The 17,518-nt window shown below is 70.2% G+C and carries 18 protein-coding genes; 6 read left to right on the forward strand and 12 right to left on the reverse strand.

The genetic code is table 11. The features are described from left to right. Positions 1-53 precede the first annotated feature (53 nt). From ccoS to ccoN, 8 genes are all read right to left on the reverse strand, one after another. Positions 54-215 carry a cbb3-type cytochrome oxidase assembly protein CcoS gene (gene ccoS, locus J2847_RS34350; RefSeq protein ID WP_223677946.1) on the reverse strand — a complete coding sequence of 54 codons (162 nt, stop codon included), beginning with the start codon at positions 213-215 and terminating at the stop codon, positions 54-56. Beyond that, the gene (locus tag J2847_RS27550; protein ID WP_209781960.1) at positions 139-2,607 is read right to left on the reverse strand and encodes a heavy metal translocating P-type ATPase; all 2,469 of its coding nucleotides are present in this window, start codon (positions 2,605-2,607) and stop codon (positions 139-141) included. The genes ccoS and J2847_RS27550 overlap by 77 nt, the downstream gene beginning before the upstream one ends. A gap of 77 nt (positions 2,608-2,684) precedes the next feature. Next, positions 2,685-3,194, reverse strand: coding sequence for a FixH family protein (locus tag J2847_RS27555; protein WP_233474837.1), 510 nt, complete (start codon positions 3,192-3,194; stop codon positions 2,685-2,687). Positions 3,195-3,243: 49 nt separating this feature from the next. Beyond that, on the reverse strand, positions 3,244-4,713 hold the full coding sequence (gene ccoG, locus J2847_RS27560) for a cytochrome c oxidase accessory protein CcoG (protein WP_209781962.1): 1,470 nt from the start codon (positions 4,711-4,713) through the stop codon (positions 3,244-3,246). A gap of 360 nt (positions 4,714-5,073) precedes the next feature. After that, entirely contained in the window at positions 5,074-5,964 is an 891-nt protein-coding gene (gene ccoP, locus J2847_RS27565) for a cytochrome-c oxidase, cbb3-type subunit III (RefSeq protein WP_209781963.1), read from the reverse strand. Positions 5,965-5,967: 3 nt separating this feature from the next. After that, positions 5,968-6,129: a cbb3-type cytochrome c oxidase subunit 3 gene (locus J2847_RS27570; RefSeq protein ID WP_085555781.1), complete on the reverse strand. Its 162-nt coding sequence runs from the start codon at positions 6,127-6,129 to the stop codon at positions 5,968-5,970. A gap of 15 nt (positions 6,130-6,144) precedes the next feature. Then, positions 6,145-6,885 carry a cytochrome-c oxidase, cbb3-type subunit II gene (gene ccoO / locus J2847_RS27575; RefSeq protein WP_085555780.1) on the reverse strand — a complete coding sequence of 247 codons (741 nt, stop codon included), beginning with the start codon at positions 6,883-6,885 and terminating at the stop codon, positions 6,145-6,147. Between the two features lie 23 nt (positions 6,886-6,908). Continuing rightward, a complete protein-coding gene (gene ccoN, locus J2847_RS27580; RefSeq protein ID WP_085555779.1) occupies positions 6,909-8,405 on the reverse strand; it encodes a cytochrome-c oxidase, cbb3-type subunit I in 1,497 nt (498 codons plus the stop codon). A gap of 244 nt (positions 8,406-8,649) precedes the next feature. Here ccoN and J2847_RS27585 point away from each other — a divergent pair, with 244 nt between their 5' ends. Together J2847_RS27585 and J2847_RS27590 are read left to right on the forward strand one after the other, a co-directional pair. Beyond that, positions 8,650-9,234 carry a hypothetical protein gene (locus J2847_RS27585; protein WP_209781964.1) on the forward strand — a complete coding sequence of 195 codons (585 nt, stop codon included), beginning with the start codon at positions 8,650-8,652 and terminating at the stop codon, positions 9,232-9,234. Positions 9,235-9,322: 88 nt separating this feature from the next. Next, a complete protein-coding gene (locus J2847_RS27590) occupies positions 9,323-10,531 on the forward strand; it encodes a class I SAM-dependent rRNA methyltransferase (RefSeq protein WP_209781965.1) in 1,209 nt (402 codons plus the stop codon). Between the two features lie 54 nt (positions 10,532-10,585). Here J2847_RS27590 and J2847_RS27595 read toward each other — a convergent pair whose 3' ends face one another. Both J2847_RS27595 and J2847_RS27600 read right to left on the reverse strand, forming a co-directional pair. Beyond that, positions 10,586-11,932: a class I SAM-dependent RNA methyltransferase gene (locus tag J2847_RS27595; RefSeq protein ID WP_209781966.1), complete on the reverse strand. Its 1,347-nt coding sequence runs from the start codon at positions 11,930-11,932 to the stop codon at positions 10,586-10,588. A 45-nt stretch (positions 11,933-11,977) separates the two neighbouring features. Next, positions 11,978-12,400 carry an acyl-CoA thioesterase gene (locus J2847_RS27600; RefSeq protein ID WP_209781967.1) on the reverse strand — a complete coding sequence of 141 codons (423 nt, stop codon included), beginning with the start codon at positions 12,398-12,400 and terminating at the stop codon, positions 11,978-11,980. Between the two features lie 185 nt (positions 12,401-12,585). Here J2847_RS27600 and J2847_RS27605 point away from each other — a divergent pair, with 185 nt between their 5' ends. After that, positions 12,586-12,828: a hypothetical protein gene (locus tag J2847_RS27605; protein WP_085555774.1), complete on the forward strand. Its 243-nt coding sequence runs from the start codon at positions 12,586-12,588 to the stop codon at positions 12,826-12,828. 42 nt (positions 12,829-12,870) lie between these two features. On the opposite strand, the gene J2847_RS27610 is transcribed toward J2847_RS27605, so the two are convergent. After that, positions 12,871-13,692: an ABC transporter permease gene (locus J2847_RS27610; protein ID WP_209781968.1), complete on the reverse strand. Its 822-nt coding sequence runs from the start codon at positions 13,690-13,692 to the stop codon at positions 12,871-12,873. A gap of 63 nt (positions 13,693-13,755) precedes the next feature. Continuing rightward, a complete protein-coding gene (locus tag J2847_RS27615) occupies positions 13,756-14,640 on the reverse strand; it encodes an ABC transporter permease (RefSeq protein WP_209781969.1) in 885 nt (294 codons plus the stop codon). A gap of 176 nt (positions 14,641-14,816) precedes the next feature. Here J2847_RS27615 and J2847_RS27620 point away from each other — a divergent pair, with 176 nt between their 5' ends. From J2847_RS27620 to J2847_RS27630, 3 genes are all read left to right on the forward strand, one after another. Further along, complete coding sequence (locus J2847_RS27620) at positions 14,817-15,239, forward strand: DUF2946 domain-containing protein (RefSeq protein WP_209781970.1); 423 nt, start codon at positions 14,817-14,819, stop codon at positions 15,237-15,239. A gap of 48 nt (positions 15,240-15,287) precedes the next feature. Further along, positions 15,288-15,809 carry a YcnI family copper-binding membrane protein gene (locus tag J2847_RS27625; protein WP_209781971.1) on the forward strand — a complete coding sequence of 174 codons (522 nt, stop codon included), beginning with the start codon at positions 15,288-15,290 and terminating at the stop codon, positions 15,807-15,809. A gap of 86 nt (positions 15,810-15,895) precedes the next feature. Continuing rightward, positions 15,896-17,512, forward strand: coding sequence for a copper resistance CopC/CopD family protein (locus J2847_RS27630; RefSeq protein ID WP_209781972.1), 1,617 nt, complete (start codon positions 15,896-15,898; stop codon positions 17,510-17,512). Positions 17,513-17,518: the final 6 nt, after the last annotated feature.

Below are 17,518 nucleotides of genomic sequence, written 5' to 3' on the forward strand. Positions count from 1 at the left end.
AATCGCAACCTTCGTTCGATCCGGCCCTTCCTTTGCCCATACGGACGAAAGGCTTATTGACGCTCGGGCGTGCTCTTGGACGTCGGGGCCGCCGCGTCGTCGTCGAACAGGGCACGGTGGGCCGCCCCGTCGAGATCCTCAAACTGGCCGGACTTCAGCGCCCACAGAAACGCCGCCAGACCCAGACCGCCCAGGCTGACCGCGATCCCGATCAGATAGAGAAGCTCGTCCATCACCCAAATCCTTGACCACGGCGCCGCGGGCCAGCCGCAGCGCGTTGAGAATGACGATAAGCGACGACGACGACATCGCCAAGGCCGCCAGGAGGGGAGTCAGCAGGCCGGCCACCGCCAGCGGCACCGCGAACAGATTGTAGACCAGGGCGATGGCGAAATTCTGGCGCACCAGCCGGCCGGAGCGCCGCGCCACCTCGACCGATTCCACGATCGGCCGCAGCAGCCGGCCCTGGAACACCACGTCGGCGGCGGTCTGGCTGACGTCCACCGCGGTCGAGGGCGACATCGACACCGCCGCCGCCGCCAGCGCCGGGGCGTCGTTCAGCCCGTCGCCGACCATCAGCACGGTGCGGCCCTGCCCGGCCAGCTCGGCCAGGACGGCGGTCTTGTCGGCCGGGGTCTGCTCCGCCCGCCAGTCGGCGATGCCGAGCCGCTCGGCGACCGAGGCCACCGCGCCGCGCCGGTCGCCCGACAGCAGCCGGATCTCCAGCCCGCGCGCCTTCAGCGCCGCGACCACCGCCGCCGCGTCCGGACGCGGGGCGTCGAGGAAGACGAAGCGCCGCGGCTCGGCGCCGGGCCGCGCCAGCCACATCTCCGGCCCGGCCCCGTCCTCGGCGTCCAGGGGCGCGCCGGTGAAGCGGCGGCTGCCCAGCCGCACCTCGCCATCGGCGGTGTCGCAGGCCAGACCGGCGCCAGGGATCTCGCGCACCCCCGCCGCGACCGGCACGCCCGGCACCGCCGCGGCCAGCGCGCGCGCCAGCGGGTGGCGGCTCGCCCCGGCCAGCGCGGCGGCCAGACGCAACTCCGGCTCGGGGATGCCGTCGAGCTGCGGCACCGGCCGCCCCTCGGTCAGCGTGCCGGTCTTGTCGAACACCACGGTGTCGACGGTGGCCAGCCGCTCCAGCGCGGTGGCGCTCTTCAGCAGGGTTCCCTGCCGCATCAGCCGGCCGCTGGCGATCACCTGGACCACCGGCACCGCCAAAGCCAGCGCGCAGGGGCAGGTGATGATCAGCACGGCGACCGCGTTCATCATCGCGACCTGCCAGGGCGCGTCCATCAGCAGGGTCCAGCCGACGAAGGTGCCGAGCGCCGTCACATGCACCACCGGGGCGTAGTGGCGCGACACCCGGTCGGCGATGGCGACGTATTTGGCGCGGCCCTGCTCGGCCACCTCCATCAGGCGGACGATCTCGGCCAGCAGCGTGCCCTCGCCGACCGCCGAGACGGTCAGCCGCAGCGGCGCGGTCAGGTTCAGCATGCCGGCGAAGACCCGGTCGCCGGGCCGCGCGGTGCCGGGCACCGTCTCGCCGGTGATCAGGCCGGTGTCGAGGTCGGAGACGCCCTCCACCACCTGCCCGTCCACCGGAATGCGCTCGCCGACCGCGACGAGGATGCTGGTGCCGGGCGCCACCTGCTCGGGCGTCACCACGGCGCTGGTGCCGTCGGCGCGCAGCACGGTGACCGCGTTGGCGCGCAGCCCCAGCAGCTGTTCCCCCGCCGAGCGCGCCCGGCCCCGCGCGCGCTGGTCGAGGTAGCGCCCGATCAGCAGGAAGAACAGCAGCATCACCGAGCCGTCGAAATAGGCGTGCGGCCCGCTGTTGATCGTCTCGAACAGGCTCATGCCCGTCGTCATGATGACGCCGATGGTGATCGGCACGTCCATGTTGGTGCGCCCGCGCCGCAGCGCCGCGAAGGCCGAGCGCGCGAAGGGCCGCAACGCGTAGGCGATGGCCGGCATGCAGATCAGCGCCGAGATCCAGTGCATCAGGTCGCGGGTGGCGGTGCCCATGCCCTGGCTGTGGCCGGCCCACACCGACACCGACAGCAGCATGACGTTGCCCATGGCGAAGCCGGCCACCGCCATCGAGCGCAGAAGCTCCTTCTCGGTCTTCTGCTGGGCGGTGCCGAGCCGTTCGGGGTCGAAGGGCACCGCGCGGTAGCCGAGACGGCTCACCGTGCCGACCACGGCGTTGGCGTCGGTCTCCTCCGGGTTCCAGCGGACGGTCAGGCGCCGCGTCGTCATGTTCAGCCGCGCCTGCGCCACGCCGGGCTGACGGCCGAGCGCCGTCTCGATCAGCCAGACGCAGGCCGCGCATTGCAGCCCGTCGATCATCAGATGCAGGCTGCGGCCGCCGTTCTCCGCCTCGCGCGCGTGCTGGGTGTAGTCGATGGACGGGGCGTCGTCGTCGGGGCGCAGCGGCCGCGCGGCGGGATCGACGCTGCGGCGGTCGTAGTAGCGCTCCAGCCCGAGCCCGCGCACGAGGTCGTAGGCGGCGGCGCAGCCGGTGCAGCAGAAGGGGCCGGCGCCGTCGGACGCGGTGGTGCCCGCGGCCTCGGCGTGCTCCTGCCCGCAATGGAGGCAGACGGTCATGTCACATCACCCGGAAAAAACAGCGCCCGGAAAAGCAGCGCCAATAAAATCGCGGAGCGCGGAGATCGGCGGCCGGGTCACTGCACCCAGACGCGCTTCTGGCTCTGGTAGTCGCCGGTCGCGTGCTGGATCACCACCCGCAGATCCCATTGCCCCTCCAGCGCGACCTCGACCGGCGCCGCGTAGCGGCCCTCGCCCAGATAGGGCAGTTCCATCGTCACGTCATGCCCCTGGCTGGTCGGGCGGATCAGCGCGATGCTGACCTTGGCGTCCTTCAGCAGGTTGCCGAACTTGTCGTGCAGGGTCAGGGCGACCAGCGCCTTGCGCGGCTCGGTGCTGGTGAACTCGGTGTCGACCTTCCAGCCGCGCTCTTCCTGGGCGCGGGCACCGGCAATGTCGTCGTTGTAGTTCAGGCCCTTGATGAAGTGGCCCTCGGTCTCCACCCCGGTCCAGGAGGAGAAGGCGAAATGCAGCATCACGCCGTTCACCGCGATCACCACCCCGAAGAAGGCGACGAACAGCCAGGGGATGTACCAGCCCGGCTGGCGGGGCATGCGGGTGGGGCGGTTTCCGGTGGTCGAGGTCATGGTCATGCTCGCTTGGGCCTTCGGTGCGCGGGACCGTATCACGAATCGGTCAGTTGGTCGGCCCCATGAAGACCGTCCGGTAGGACGCGGTCTCCCCGTTGGCCGAGGTGAGGGTGAGGGTGAGCGGCTGCGACGGCGCCTGCAAGGCGGTGCGCGGCGCTGTCACGAAAATGCGATAGGTGGCGACCATGTCGGGGGCGGCGCTCAGCCGCCGGCTGGCGGCCCGCTCCTCCTGCCCCTCCCCGGCGACGGCGAGGGTGGCGCCGGCCGGCCCCTCCACGGTCAGCGCGTAGTCGCGCGGGTCGCGGGTCATGTTGGCGATCTTGAAGGTGTAGGCGTTGCGCACCGACCCGTCGGCCAGCGCGACATAAAGCGGCGCGCGGTCGCGCAGGACGCTGATGTCCAGCCCCGGCTTCAGGGCCAGCCCGACGACGATGGCGCCGCCCACCACCAGCATGCCGAGCGCATAGACGATCACCCGCGGGCGCAGCAGCCGGTGGGCCGGCGGCGTGTCGCCGGCGGCCAGCGCGCTCTGCCGGGTCTGGGTGTCGAAGGTGACCAGCCCGGTCGGGCGGCCGATCCTCGTCATGATCTCGTCGCAGGCGTCGACGCACAGCCCGCAGCCGATGCACTGCATCTGCAACCCGTCGCGGATGTCGATCCCCGCCGGGCAGACCTGGACGCAGTTGAAGCAGTCGATGCAGTCGCCCAGGCCGGCGGCCTCGCGTTCCTCCCAGCCCTGCGACTTGCGCAGCGGCGCGCGGCCCTCGCCGCGCCACTCCTGGTAGGTGACGATCAGGCTGTCCTCGTCGATCATCGCCGACTGGAAGCGCGGCCACGGGCACATGTAGGTGCAGACCTGCTCGCGCGCGAAGCCGGCCAGCAGCCAGGTGGTGCCGGTGAACAGCGCGATGAAGCCGACGGCGGTCGAGGACGCCTCGAAGCGGACCAGCTGGCCGAGCAGCGTCGGCGCGTCGGTGAAGTAGAAGATCCAGGCGCCGCCGGTGGCCAGCGCGATGCCGAGCCAGATGGCGTTCTTCGCCAGCTTGCGGCCCAGCTTCCGCGCCGTCCATTTGCCCTGGTCGAGCCGGATGCGCTCGCCGCGCTCCCCCTCCACCAGATGCTCGACCCAGACGAACAGATCGGTCCAGACGGTCTGCGGGCAGGCGTAGCCGCACCACACCCGCCCGGCCAGCGAGGTCGCCAGGAACAGGGCCAGCGCCGCCAGGATCAGGGCGCCGGTCAGGTAGTAGATCTGCTGCGGCCACAGCTCGATGAAGAACAGGTAGAAGCGCCGGTGCTCGATGTCGAGCAGCACGGCCTGGTCGGGCGCGCCCGGCCCGCGGTCCCAGCGGATCCAGGGCAGGACGTAGTAGAGCGCCAGCATGGCGGCCAGCGCCGCCCATTTGATCCGGCGGAAGCGGCCATGGACGGATTTCGGGTAGACCTTGGACTGCTTGAGAAACAGCGACTGCGCGGTGCGTTTCTTGACCTTCGGTGTTTCCGTGACCGTGCTCATTCCCTCGCCTTCCCGTCGGGTACCTGCGGCGGCCGGTTGGGGGCCGGTTGGGCGCAGACGCCCGCAGCAACATGGGAGGGGCGCGTGGGGCCACTATGGCGGCGGAATGCCGCAGGAGCATTGCGCTGGATCAAGCCGCGCCCCCGGCCCGCGATTCGGTGGCCGGAAGGAGTGCTCCTGACACGGATGAACACGGATGCGGGCTTCGCCCGCCCACGGATGACGGAGGGGCGCCGGCCGGCCGTCATCCGTGTTCATCCGTGTCAAAAACCCTCTTTTCCCAACAGGATCCGGCCAAAGAAAAACGCCGGGGAGTGTCCTCCCCGGCGCTTTCACGATCATCCAAAACCCTGGACCGGCTTACTTGCCGCCGCCCAGGTTGTGGACGTAGACGGCCAGCGACTTGATCGTCGCGTCGTCCAGACGCTTCGACCAGGCCGGCATCACGCCGGCGCGGCCGTTGGTGACCGTCTCCACCAGCGTGGCCTTGTCGCCGCCGAACAGCCAGTTGGCCTGCTTCAGCGGCGGAGCGCCGACACCGTCGAGACCGGCCGCGACCGAGCCCTGGGCCTGGTCGCCATGGCACGCCGCGCAATTCTCGTCATAGACGGTTTTGCCCTTGTCGGCCTTGCCGGCGTCGGCCTGCTTCCCGTTCACCGACAGGATGTAGTCCGTCACCTGATCGATCTGCTCGCGGTTCAGGATGCCGTCCTTGCCGAAGGCGGTCATGCCGGTGCCCGGCACGCCACGGGTGGCGCTGTCGTCCGAGCGGATGCCGTGCTGGATGGTCTGGTAGATGTCGGCGGTGGTGCCGCCCCACAGCCAGACGTCGTCCGCCAGCGTCGGGAAGCCCTTGGCCCCCTGGCCGCCGGCGCCGTGGCAGGCCGCGCAGTTCTCGTTGAAGTAGGACCGGCCGCCCGCCATGGCGAAGCTCAGCAGATCCTTGTCCTTCTGGATCTCGTCGACCGACTTGGCCGCGATGGCGGTCAGGTACTTGGCCTGGCCGGCCTTGGCGTCGGCCAGCTTGGTGACGAGCTCCTCGCGCTGCGAATAGCCCAGCAGGCCCTTGGTGTAGGTCTTGCCCAGCGGCCACGCCGGGTAGAGGACGTAATACACCAGCGACCAGGCGATGCAGACGTAGAAGATGTACAGCCACCACTTGGGCAGCGGGTTGTTCAGCTCGCGAAGCCCGTCCCACTCGTGGCCGGTGGTCTCGACGCCGGACAGTTCGTCCTTGATTTTCTGTGCCATGGCCTAAAACTCCTGACCATCATCCTTGAGCGGGATCCGGGAGGCGTCGTCGAAGGAGCGGCGGTTGCCGGGCCACATGGCGTAAACCAGGATGCCCGTCAGCAGCAGCATCAACCACACCGTCCAGAACGACCGAAGCATCACCGTGATTGAATCCAAGTCCATGGATTCCTCCCCCGATTACTGCTGGAGCTGCTTCGGCGACTGGTACTTGGTGAAGTCCACCAGGGTGCCCAGCACCTGCAGGTAGGCCACGAGAGCGTCCATTTCGGTGACGGTCTTGTTGCCGGTGAAGTTCGCCACGACGGCCTTCGGGTAGCGCTTGGCCAGGCCCGCCGTGTCGGCGTCCGGGTTCTTCTGCGCCTCGAGGTCGGCCTTGGCGTTGGCGATCTGCTCGTCCGTGTAGGGGACGCCGACGATCCGCAGCGTCTTCAGGACGTCGCCGATGTCGGTGTACTGCAGCGGACGCTCCTTCATCCAGGCGTAGCCCGGCATGATGGATTCCGGCACGACGGCGCGCGGATCGACCAGATGGGCGACCTGCCAGTCGTTGGAGTACTTGCCGCCGACGCGGGCCAGATCCGGGCCGGTGCGCTTGGAGCCCCACTGGAACGGGTGGTCGTACATCGACTCCGCCGCCAGCGAGTAGTGGCCATAGCGCTCGACCTCGTCGCGGAACGGACGGATCTGCTGGCTGTGGCAGTTGTAGCAGCCTTCACGGATATAGATCGACTGGCCGGCCACCTCGAGCGGCGAATAGGGACGCACCCCATCCACCTTCTCGATGGTCGATTCGATCGTGAACAGCGGGACGATCTGCACCAGACCGCCGATCGAGATGGTGATCAGCGTCAACACGATGAGCAGAAGCGTGTTCCGCTCGATCAGGTCGTGGCTGAAGCCCTTTTTTTCCTGAGCCATTTCTCTCGCATCCTTCCTGGGCTTTAGGCCGCGCCGACCGCCGCCTTGTGCGGGGTGGAGGCGTAGGGCTTCTCGATGCGGACATCACCCTTCGCCGTGCGCCACAGGTTGTAGACCATGATCAGGGCGCCGGCGACGAACAGGACACCGCCCATCGCGCGGATCACGTAGAACGGATGCATGGCCGCGACGGTCTCGACGAAGGAGTACTGGAGGAAGCCCAGGTTGTCGTAGGCGCGCCACATCAGGCCCTGCATGATGCCCGACACCCACATGGCGGTGATGTACAGCACGATGCCGATGGTGGCGGTCCAGAAATGGTAGCTGACCAGACGCAGGCTGTAGAGCTGCGAGCGCTTCCACAGGACCGGAACCAGGAAGTAGATGGCGCCGAAGGAGATGAAGGCGACCCAGCCGAGCGCGCCGGAGTGCACGTGGCCGACCGTCCAGTCGGTGTAGTGCGACAGGGCGTTGACCGGCTTCACCGACATCAGCGGGCCCTCGAAGGTCGACATGCCGTAGAAGGCCACCGACGTGACGAGGAAACGCAGGACCGGGTCGGTGCGCAGCTTATCCCAGGCGCCCGACAGGGTCATGATGCCGTTGATCATGCCACCCCAGGACGGCATCCACAGCATGACCGAGAAGGTCATGCCCAGCGTCTGCGCCCAGTCCGGCAGCGAGGTGTAGTGCAGGTGGTGCGGGCCGGCCCAGATGTAGAGGAAGATCAGGGTCCAGAAGTGCACGATCGACAGGCGGTACGAGTAGACCGGACGCTCGGCGCGCTTCGGGACGAAGTAGTACATGATCCCGAGGAAGCCGGCGGTCAGGAAGAAGCCGACGGCGTTGTGGCCGTACCACCACTGGACCATGGCGCTCTGGACGCCCGAGACGAACGGGTAGGACTTCATGCCCGTCAGCGACACCGGCACGTTGACGTTGTTGCCGATGTGCAGGACCGCGACGGTCAGGATGAAGGCCAGGAAGAACCAGTTCGCCACGTAGATGTGCGACTCGCGCCGCGTCATCACCGTGCCGACGAACTGGATGGCGTAGAGCACCCAGATGACCGTCAGGTAGAGGTCGAGGATCCACTCCGGCTCGGCGTATTCCTTGCCCTGGGTGTAGCCCAGGACGTAGCTCAGCGCCGCGAGCACGATGAAGACGTTGTAGTTCCAGAAGATGAACTTGGCCAGCCCTTCGCCCCCGAAGAGGAACTGGCGGCAGGTGCGCTGCACCGAATAGAGCGAGGTGGCGAACAGAACGTTGCCGCCGAACGCGAAGATCACGGCCGAGGTGTGGACCGGCCGCAGGCGGCCGAAGCTGGTCCACTCCAGCCCGAGATTAAGTGCCGGAAACGCGAGCTGAAGCGCGATGAAGGTGCCGGCCAGGAAGCCGACCACGCCCCAGAACGTCGCAGCGATCACGAAGAGTCGGATGGCGTCCTCGTGGTAACGCACGTCTTCCGACACCCGCTGGCTGCCCAGGGTGGCCCCTGAAGTCAGAGTCGCTGATGTCATACAATCTCTCCCGTTTGCCCCGGGCGGCCGGAAACCGCGCCTTCTGGGTTGCACCACCGCTGGGTACGTACTGTTAAGGAGGGGGGCAGGTTACGCAGGCGTGCGCGTAGACCGACGCCGAGCGCGCCTGCCTCCAATATTCCCACTATGTGTAGGGGTGGCCGCAGCAACATTGATCCATGTCAACGACCCTTCCGCCCGGCGGCTGCCATCGTTCAGTGTCCTTGCAATCGGCCGGACGGAAATGGACGACAGTTTCATCGCGAAACCCCTTGGTCGACGTCAGATTGACCAGGCTTACCCGCTGGTCTGCGTGATCGCCCCCGGTCTCGCCGTGGAGCAATGGCGCGCATTTGCCGCAGCGGTCCTGGACGCCAATGGCCTGACCAATGGGGGAACCAATGGCGGGACCAACGACGCTGCGGGCGGCAGCCCCGTGTCGCGGACCGGCATCATGACGGTCCAGAACGCGCACGGCTACCTCCACGGGCTGTTCTCATACGCCATCGACGACGACCTCCGCCACGGTCGCGTTATGTCGGTCGAGAACTTTGTCGTGCTCGATCTGTTCGACGTCGCCGGGGTGGCCGCCACCCTGCTGCGGGCGATGGACGGCCTGGCGCGCGGGCTGGGCTGCACCGCCATCCACACCACGCTCCCCGAGCGTTATTCATCAGCTGGCACAACGAACAATCCGATCACGCAGAGCTTCATCGTCCAGGGACACCGGCACGAGACCATCCGGCTGTGCAAGGCGGTCGACGGCGTGAACGACAACCGCGTCGCGGCGGCCGGGCTGCGCGACGCCGAACGAACGGGCGCCGAATGAACGGGCGCCGGACCTGCGGGCGCCCGCACCCCGCCGGTGGCGCGCAGAACCGTTGCGCGGCGCCGATTTGCCGCTAGGATGCGGCGCCATGACCGACACCGTCTCCAAGCCCGTCAAATACCCGACGATCCATCTTCAGGCCAGCCGCCAGCGGCGCGTCCTGCAAGGCCACCCCTGGGTCTATTCCAACGAGGTCCAGATGGACACCGCCGCCAAGGCGGTGCCTCCGGGCAGCCCGGTGCGGCTGGTGGACGCCGGCGGCACGCCGCTGGGGATCGCCACCTTCAACCCGCACACGCTGATCGCCGCGCGCATGCTGTCGAACGACCCGGCGACGGTGGTCGATCACAACTTTGTCACGGGGCGGCTGAAGCGCGCGGTCGAACTGCGCGACCGGCTGTTCGACCGGCCCTACTACCGGGTCGTCCACGCCGAGGCCGACGGGCTGCCGGGGCTGATCGTCGACCGCTTCGGCGACGTGGTGACGGTGCAGGCCAACTCGGTCTTCATGGATCTGCGGATCGACGCCATCCTCGCCGCCATCGACGAGGTGCTGGCCCCGCGCGCGGTGATCCTGCGCAACGACAGCACCCAGCGCGCGCTGGAGGGGCTGCCGGAGGAGACCCGGCTGGTCAAGGGCGTGATCGACGGCCCGATCCGGCTGGAGGAGAACGGCGCGGTCTTCTTCGCCAACCCGCTCGACGGCCAGAAGACCGGCTGGTTCTACGACCAGCGCGACAACCGCGCCTTCATCGCCGCGCTGGCGAAGGGCGGCCGGGCCATCGACTTCTTCAGCTACAACGGCGGCTTCGGCATCCAGTGCGCGGTGGCCGGGGCGACGTCGGTGGTGTCGGTCGACCGCTCGGCGCTGGCGCTGGAGAACGCGGCCCGCGCCGCCGAGGCCAACGGCGTCGCCGACCGCTTCGAGGCGCGCCGCGCCGACGCCTTCCACGAGATGGAGCGGCTGGGTGCCGCCGGCGAGACCTTCCAGGTGGTGGTCGCCGACCCGCCGGCCTTCGTGAAGGCCAAGAAGGATCTGGCGGTCGGCTGCCGCGCCTACCGCAAGATGGCCAAGCTGGCCGCGCGCATCACGGCGCCGGGCGGCTATCTGCTGTGCGGGTCGTGCAGCCACAACGTCGATCCGCCGACCTTCGCGGAGCAGGTGGCGCGCGGGCTGACCGACGCCGGGCGGACCGGCCGCATCCTGCGCAGCGCCGGGGCCGGGCCGGACCATCCGGTGCACCCGAACCTGCCGGAATCGGCCTACCTCAAGGCCATCGTCCTGCAACTGGACTGAGCCAGCCCCCTCCCCCGCCCGGCGGGGGAGGATTGGGGGGCACGGGGCTCGCGCCTACCCCCGCTCGAACACGCCGACCAGCTCCACATGGGCGGACCACAGGAACTGGTCCACCGGGTGGACCCGCGCCAGCCGGTAGCCGCCGTCCACCAGGATCCGCGCGTCCCGCGCGAAGGTCGCCGGGTTGCAGGACACGCCGACCACCAGCGGCACCTTGCTCGCCGCCAGCGCCCCGGCCTGCGCCGAGGCCCCCGCGCGCGGCGGGTCGAACACCACGGCGTCGAAACGGTTCAGTTCCTTCGCGGTCAGCGGCTGCTCGAACAGGTCGCGCCGCTCCGCCGTCAGGCGCAGCCCCTGCACCGCCCGGCCGACCGCCGCCACCGCCGCCGCGTCGCCCTCCACCGCATGGACCGCCGCCTTCCGCGCCAGCGGGAAGGAGAAGGTGCCCAGTCCGGCGAACAGATCCGCGATCCGCGCCGCGTCGCCCACCGCCCCGACGACCGCTTCGACCAGCGCCGCCTCGCCCTCGGCGCTCGCCTGGAGGAAGGCGCCGGGCGGTGGCACGATGGGAACGCCGGCGAAACGCACGGCCGCCGGACGCCGGTTCGCCACCGGTTCCGACGCTCCGCGCTCGTCGGCCTGCCAGGCGATGCGGGCGACCGCTTCGGGTTCGAAGGCCACCAGCCTTTCCCGCGCGGCGCGGCCGAGGTCGCGCGGGCCGACCAGCAGCAGGTCGACGCCGCCCTCAAGGTCGGCCGCCACGACGTCGCACTCCCCACCCTCGGGCAGCACGTCCGCCAGCAGGGCGCGCAGCGGCCCGACGAGCGCAAGCAGGCGCGGCGCCAGCACCGGGCATTCCTCCAGATCGGCCAGCCGGTGGCTCTGCCGCTCGTTGAAGCCGAACCACACGCGCTTGCCGCGCTTCAGCGCCGCGAAGCGGGCACGGCGGCGGGCGGCGGGCGGAGTCCGCGACAGCGGCACCAGCGGCGTGCCGCCCAGCCCGACCCGCGCCAGCGCGCCTTGCACCAGCGCGACGTTCCAGGCGGCGTACGCGCCGTCGTCCATATGCTGGAGCGTGCAGCCGCCGCAGCGCCCGAAATGGCGGCAGGCCGGATCGCCGCGGCCGGGTCCGGCCTCCAGCAGTTCCACCAGCTCGGCGCGCACGCCCTCCCCTTTTCCGGCCCCTTTTCCGGCCCCCTGCCCGGCGGGATCGGCGACGCGCACGCGCACCCGGTCGCCGGGCACGGTCAGCGGCACGAACAGCCGCGTCCCTTCCAATGGTCCGTCCGCCGACGCGATGCCGTCGCCCCGCGCGCCGACCTCCGCGATGGTGACGTCGAGGACGCGCGGCTCGGCGCGCGTCGCGGGGGCCGGGCGCCGTTTGGGGGCGGGACGCTTCATGGGACAGGACCTGGAATCAGAAGAAGAGGGACCGACCGGCCCCCTTTACGCCCTCGCCAGCGCCGCGCGCAACGATTCCGGAATCGGGGTCGGCCGGTGGGCCGCCTTGTCGACGGTGACGCAGACCGCCTCCTGGGTCGCGATGCAGCGGTCGCCGAGGAAGATGCCGGCCCCGATGGTCAGCGAGCTGTTGCCCACCCGCAAGGACCGGACGCCGACCCGGATGCTGTTGGGGAAGAGCAGCTCCGCCTTGTACTCGATCACGCTGCGGGCCAGCACGACCGTCCAGTCGTTCCCCTCGCGGAAGCCGCCGCCCTCGATCACCATCGCGATGCGGGCCTGCTCGAAATAGACCCCGATCGCGTTGTTGTTGACGTGGCCGAGCGCGTCCAGATCGCTGAAGCGCACGCGCTCCTCCCACCAGAAGCGGTAGGGCTCGGGCCGGGTCAGGTCGGGAAGCTCGCTCATGTCCGTCACATGCCGTTAAGGTCAATCGGGGGACTGTGACCGAGCGGGCCGGGCCTTGCAAGGGGCTGCGCAAGGGGGCCGCGCAAGGCCCCCCTGTATTTGCGCCCGCGCCCGCGAATTCCCGCGCCAAGCCGCGCGGGGGCGTGTTATTGGAGTCCGACCAACCCTTCGCAACGGACCGCAAGATGAGCAAGGACACCAACCAGACGGCCGAAGCGCTGTTCGAAAAGGCGCTGTCGATCGCCGAGAAGCATCTGGACGAGGCGATCAAGGAAGGCGGCCCGCTCGGCCCCTACATCGCCGTCGCCATGATCGAGGCCGCCGTCAACGCCGCCGTCGACGAGACGAGCCACCAGGACGTCATCGACATGCTGCGCGACCTCGCCTCGCAGATCGAGTCGGACGCCGACGAGGCCGACGAGGACTAACCTCCGCGTCGCTCAAGCGGCCATCGCTCGGGCGGCCATCGCTCAGGCGGCCAGGCTTGCGGACCCTGCCTGCCGGCGCGCCTCGCGCCGGCGCAGGATCTCGTAGGCGACCGCCCCCAGGATGGTCAGTCCGATCAGGATCAGCGACAGCGCGTTGACCGCGGGCGTCAGGCCGGTGCGCACCTTGGACGCGATGTAGACCGTCAGCGTGGTGTCCAGCCCGCGCACGAACAGCGTCGTGTTGTAGTTCTCGAAGCTCTGGAGGAAGGCCAGCAGGGCCGCCGACAGGATCGCCGGGGTCAGGTAGGGCAGCGTGATGCGCCGGAACACCTGCCCGTGCGTGGCGCCGAGGTCGAGCGCCGCCTCCTCCAGCGCCGTGTCGAACCGTTGCAGCCGCGCCGAGAACAGCAGCATCGCGTAGGCGGCGATGTAGCTGGACTGCGCGACGACGGTCAGGAAGATTCCCCCCGTCACCCCGAACCACTCCCGCCAGAACACCAGCGTCGAGATGCCGACGATCACCCCCGGCGTCAGCAGCGGCGACACCATCACGGCGTAGAGGAAGGTCTTCGAGCGGCTGTGCAGCCGGTCGAGCAGCAGCGCCGCCGCCAGCCCCAGCGGCACCGCCAGCGCGATGACCCCCGCCCCGACGATCAGGCTGGTGCCCAGCGCCGACCACATCCGCTGGTCCGCCCACAGGGCCGAGAACCAGGAGAGGGTGAAGCCCAGCCAGGGGGTCACGGTCGGGAAACGGCTGGTGTTGAAGGTCGCCGCCGCCATCACCGCCAGCGGCAGGAACAGGTAGCCGAAGAAGACCACGAGGTAGAAGCCGGTCAGGATGCGGCGGAAACGGTCGGCGCTCATCGGCGGCCCCTCACTTGGCGATGTCGGCGGGGCCGATCACGTGGCGATGTCTGCGGGGCCGGATCATTTGGCGATGTCGGCCAAGCCGACGCGGAACAGCCGCAGCGCCGCCAGGATGAAGCCGATGCACAGGACCAGCAGGATGAAGGCGTAGGCCGCCCCCTGGTTCCAGTTCCCGCCCTCGAAGAACCAGTTGTAGATGACCTCGGTGAACCAGCGGCTCTGCGGCCCGCCGAGCAGCGCCGGCACGGCGTAGCTGCCGGCGGCCAGCATGAAGGTCATGATGCAGCCGACCGCGATGCCCGGCTTGGCGTGGGGCAGCACCACCCGCCAATGGATGCGCAGCCAGCCGGCGCCGAGATCGCGCGCCGCCTCGATCTGGTTGCGGTCGAGCGATTCGATGGCGTTGTAGAGCGGGAACACCATGAACAGGATGTAGACGTAGACCATGCCGAGGATCACCCCGGCGTCGCCGCCGAGGAAGCGCTGCGGCTGGTCGATGATCCCCAGCCCCAGCAGCAGGGCGTTCAGCGGCCCGTTGAAGGCGAGGATGATGTACCAGGCGAAGGTGCGCAGCAGCTCGTTGATCCAGAAGGGCACCACCAGCATCAGCAGCAGCAGCGGCAGCCGCCGCCTCGGCGCCACCTGCGCCAGATAGAAGGCGACCGGGTAGCAGACCGCCAGCGTCACGGCGGTGACCAGCGCGCTGGCCCAGATCGTCTTCAGGAAGATCGCCAGATGGATCTGGTTGGTCCACAGCGTCGTGTAGTTGCGGAGCGTGTAGACGTCCTCCGGCCCGCCGAGCCTGGACGGCGGCAGCGACGGCCGGAAGGAGAAATCGACCATCATCAGCTGCGGCAGCACGACCAGCAGCGCCAGCCACAGCGCCACCGCCAGCAGGATCACGCCGGTCAGGACCGGGCCGTAGCGGCGAAGAACCTCCGTCATCGGCGACGCGTGCCTCCTGAAGCGGGCTGGATGGGCGGGGGCGGCCGTGCGGAACGCCCCGCCCGACGCCTATCATGGGGCTTTCGCGCGGCGCAAGCGCGGCCGTGTGACGGTTGCGCGATGCGGCGCGCATTTCGCCCTTTGCAGGCGAATGGTTGCCCGCCATAGTCACCGGCATGGAAACGCGCGGGTGGACGAAGGGACCGAATCCGGTCGCGGCGCTGGTCGCCGTGGCGGTCCTGCTCGCCCACGCGCTGGTCATGGGCTGGCATGTGCCGCCGTCGCTGCGGGTGCTCGCCGCGCTCGACGGCGGCCTCCAGGACGTCTTCGCCTCCGGCATCTGCCACGCCGACAGGGCGGGGCACGACAGGGCGGGGCACGACGCGCCGGACACGCCGTCCTCGCCCTCCGACCATCTCGCCCATTGCCCGATCTGCCTGTCGGTGGACGGAGGCAAGCTGCTCGGCCCGGTCACCGGACCGGCGGTTCCGCCGCCGGCCCGGACCGGCGTGGCCGCCGCATGGCCTCCCCGGACGCCGCTCCACCGTCCAGGCACCGCCGCCGGCTTCTCCGCCCGCGCGCCTCCGGCGACGGTCTGACTCTCTTCCAATCCCCATCGTCAGACCGTTTTTCCGGAGTTTCCCGCCATGACCGGCACGACCCGCGCCGCCCTTGCGGCCGCCCTTCTGCTCGCCCTGCCCGCCACCGCCCTCGCCCACGCCACGCTGGAAACCGCGCAGGCGCCGAGCGGCAGCTATTACAAGGCGGTGATCCGCATCGGCCACGGCTGCGACGGCAGCCCGACCACGACCGTCCGCGTCCGCGTTCCCGAGGGCGTCGTCGCGGTGAAGCCGATGCCCAAGTCCGGCTGGACCCTGTCCACCGTCGAGGGGACCTACGCCACCCCCTACGAGAACCACGGCCAGACCATCACCAAGGGCGTGACCGAGGTGGTGTGGACCGGCGGCACCCTGCCCGACGCCTGGTACGACGAGTTCGTCTTCCGGGCCAAGCTGCCGGAGAAGGCCGCCGGCACCGTGCTGCATTTCCCCATCGTGCAGGAGTGCGAGAAGGGCGTGCACCGCTGGATCGAGATCCCCGAGCCGGGCAGGAGCACCGACGACTACAAGGAGCCGGCACCGACCGTCACGCTGACGGCCAAGCCGTGAGGGCTCGGCCCCCCATTGCTCTCCCTCTCCCCCCGGGGAGAGGGGATCGGGCCGGGTGGAAGGGGAAGGGCAAGGGCAAGGGCATCTTGCGGCTGGTCGCCCTCCTCGCGCTGCTGCTTCTTCCCCACACCCTGCACGCCCACGCCGTGCTGCTGGACTCCAGCCCGGCCGACGGGGCGCGGGTGGAGCGCCTGCCGGCCGAAATCCGCTTGCGCTTCAACGAGGCGGTGTCGCCGGTCGCCGTCCGCGCCTTCGGGCCGGGCGGCGAGTTGGCGCTGCCCGGTCCGGCCAGGGTCGAGGACGATGGGTTGCGCATCCCCCTGCCGGCGGCTTCCCCCGCGCGGGGAACCTACACGGTCAGCTATCGCGTGACCTCCGGCGACGGCCACCCGGTGGCCGGATCGCTGCTGTTCGGCGTGGGCGTCACCCCCGAGCGTCCCGAACAGGCGGAGGAGCGGAGACGCGACGCCGCGCTGCTCGCCGCCGCGCTGGCCCGCGCGCTGCATTACGGCAGCCTGCTCGCCGCCGCCGGGGGTGCCCTGTTCGTCACCCTGGTGGCGCCCGGCCTGACGCTGCCCGCCGGGCGGTCGCGGATGCCGCTGGTTCGCCTGGTCCGGCTGCCCGCCCAGGTCGGAATCGCGGCGGCCGCCGTGCTGCTCAACCTCGGTCTGGCCGGGGTGGTGCTGACCGGCGGGCCGCCGACGGCCCTGTTCGATGCGGAGAGCTGGCGCGCCGCCCTGGCCAGCACCGGCGGCCCCAGCGCCGGCATCGCGCTCGCCGGCCTGACCCTGCTGGCGGTCGGGCTGCGGGGCGGTTGGCGCGCCGTGACGCTGACCGGCGCGCTGGTCGCGGTCGGTGCCCTGGCCGCCACCGGGCACGCCGCGACCGCGCCGCCGCGCGGGCTGGCCGCCCCGCTGGTGGCGCTGCACGGGCTGGCCGCCGCCTATTGGCTGGGCTCGCTGGTGCCGCTGCGGGCGGTGCTGCGCCACGCGCCAAGCGCGGAATCGGCGCGGCTGGTCCGGCGCTTTTCCCTCGGCGCCCTCGCCGCCGTCGCCGTCCTGACCATCGCCGGGGCGGGCCTGAGCCTGCTCCAGATCACGAGCCCGGCCGCCATCGGAACCACCGTGTACGGCCAGCTCTGGCTGGCGAAGATGGTCGGGGTGGCGCTGCTGCTGGGGCTGGCCTCGGTCAACCGGCTGCGGCTGACCCCGGCGCTGCGCGGCGGCAGCCGTTCCGAGCGCGACCGGGCGCAGCGGCTGCTGATGCTCAGCGTCGCGTCGGAGATGGCGCTGATGGCGGTCGTGCTGCTGCTGACCGCCGGGCTCGGCACCACCCCGCCGCCGCGCGCCCTGGTCCAGCCGGCGGCTGAAGCGGTGACCGGCTACAGCAGCGTGGCGACGGCGAAGGGGCGTCAGGCCGTCATCGAGCTGGATCCGGCGCGGACGGGGGCGAACCGCCTGACCCTGCACCTCGCGCAGGCCGACGGCACGCCCTTCGACCCGAAGGAGCTGACGGTGGAGTTGACGCAACCCGCCGCCGGAATCGAGCCGCTCGTCCGCAAGCCGGTCCGCGACGGCCCCGGAGCCTACCGGCTGGACGGGCTGGCGCTGCCGGTGGATGGCCGTTGGGAGTTGCGGATCGACGCCCTGATCGACGATTTCGAGAAGGCGATCTTCCGCTCGACGCTCCCGGTGGACAAGTAGACCCGG

The sequence above is a fragment of the Azospirillum agricola genome (assembly GCF_017876095.1).
Lineage (GTDB): Bacteria > Pseudomonadota > Alphaproteobacteria > Azospirillales > Azospirillaceae > Azospirillum > Azospirillum agricola.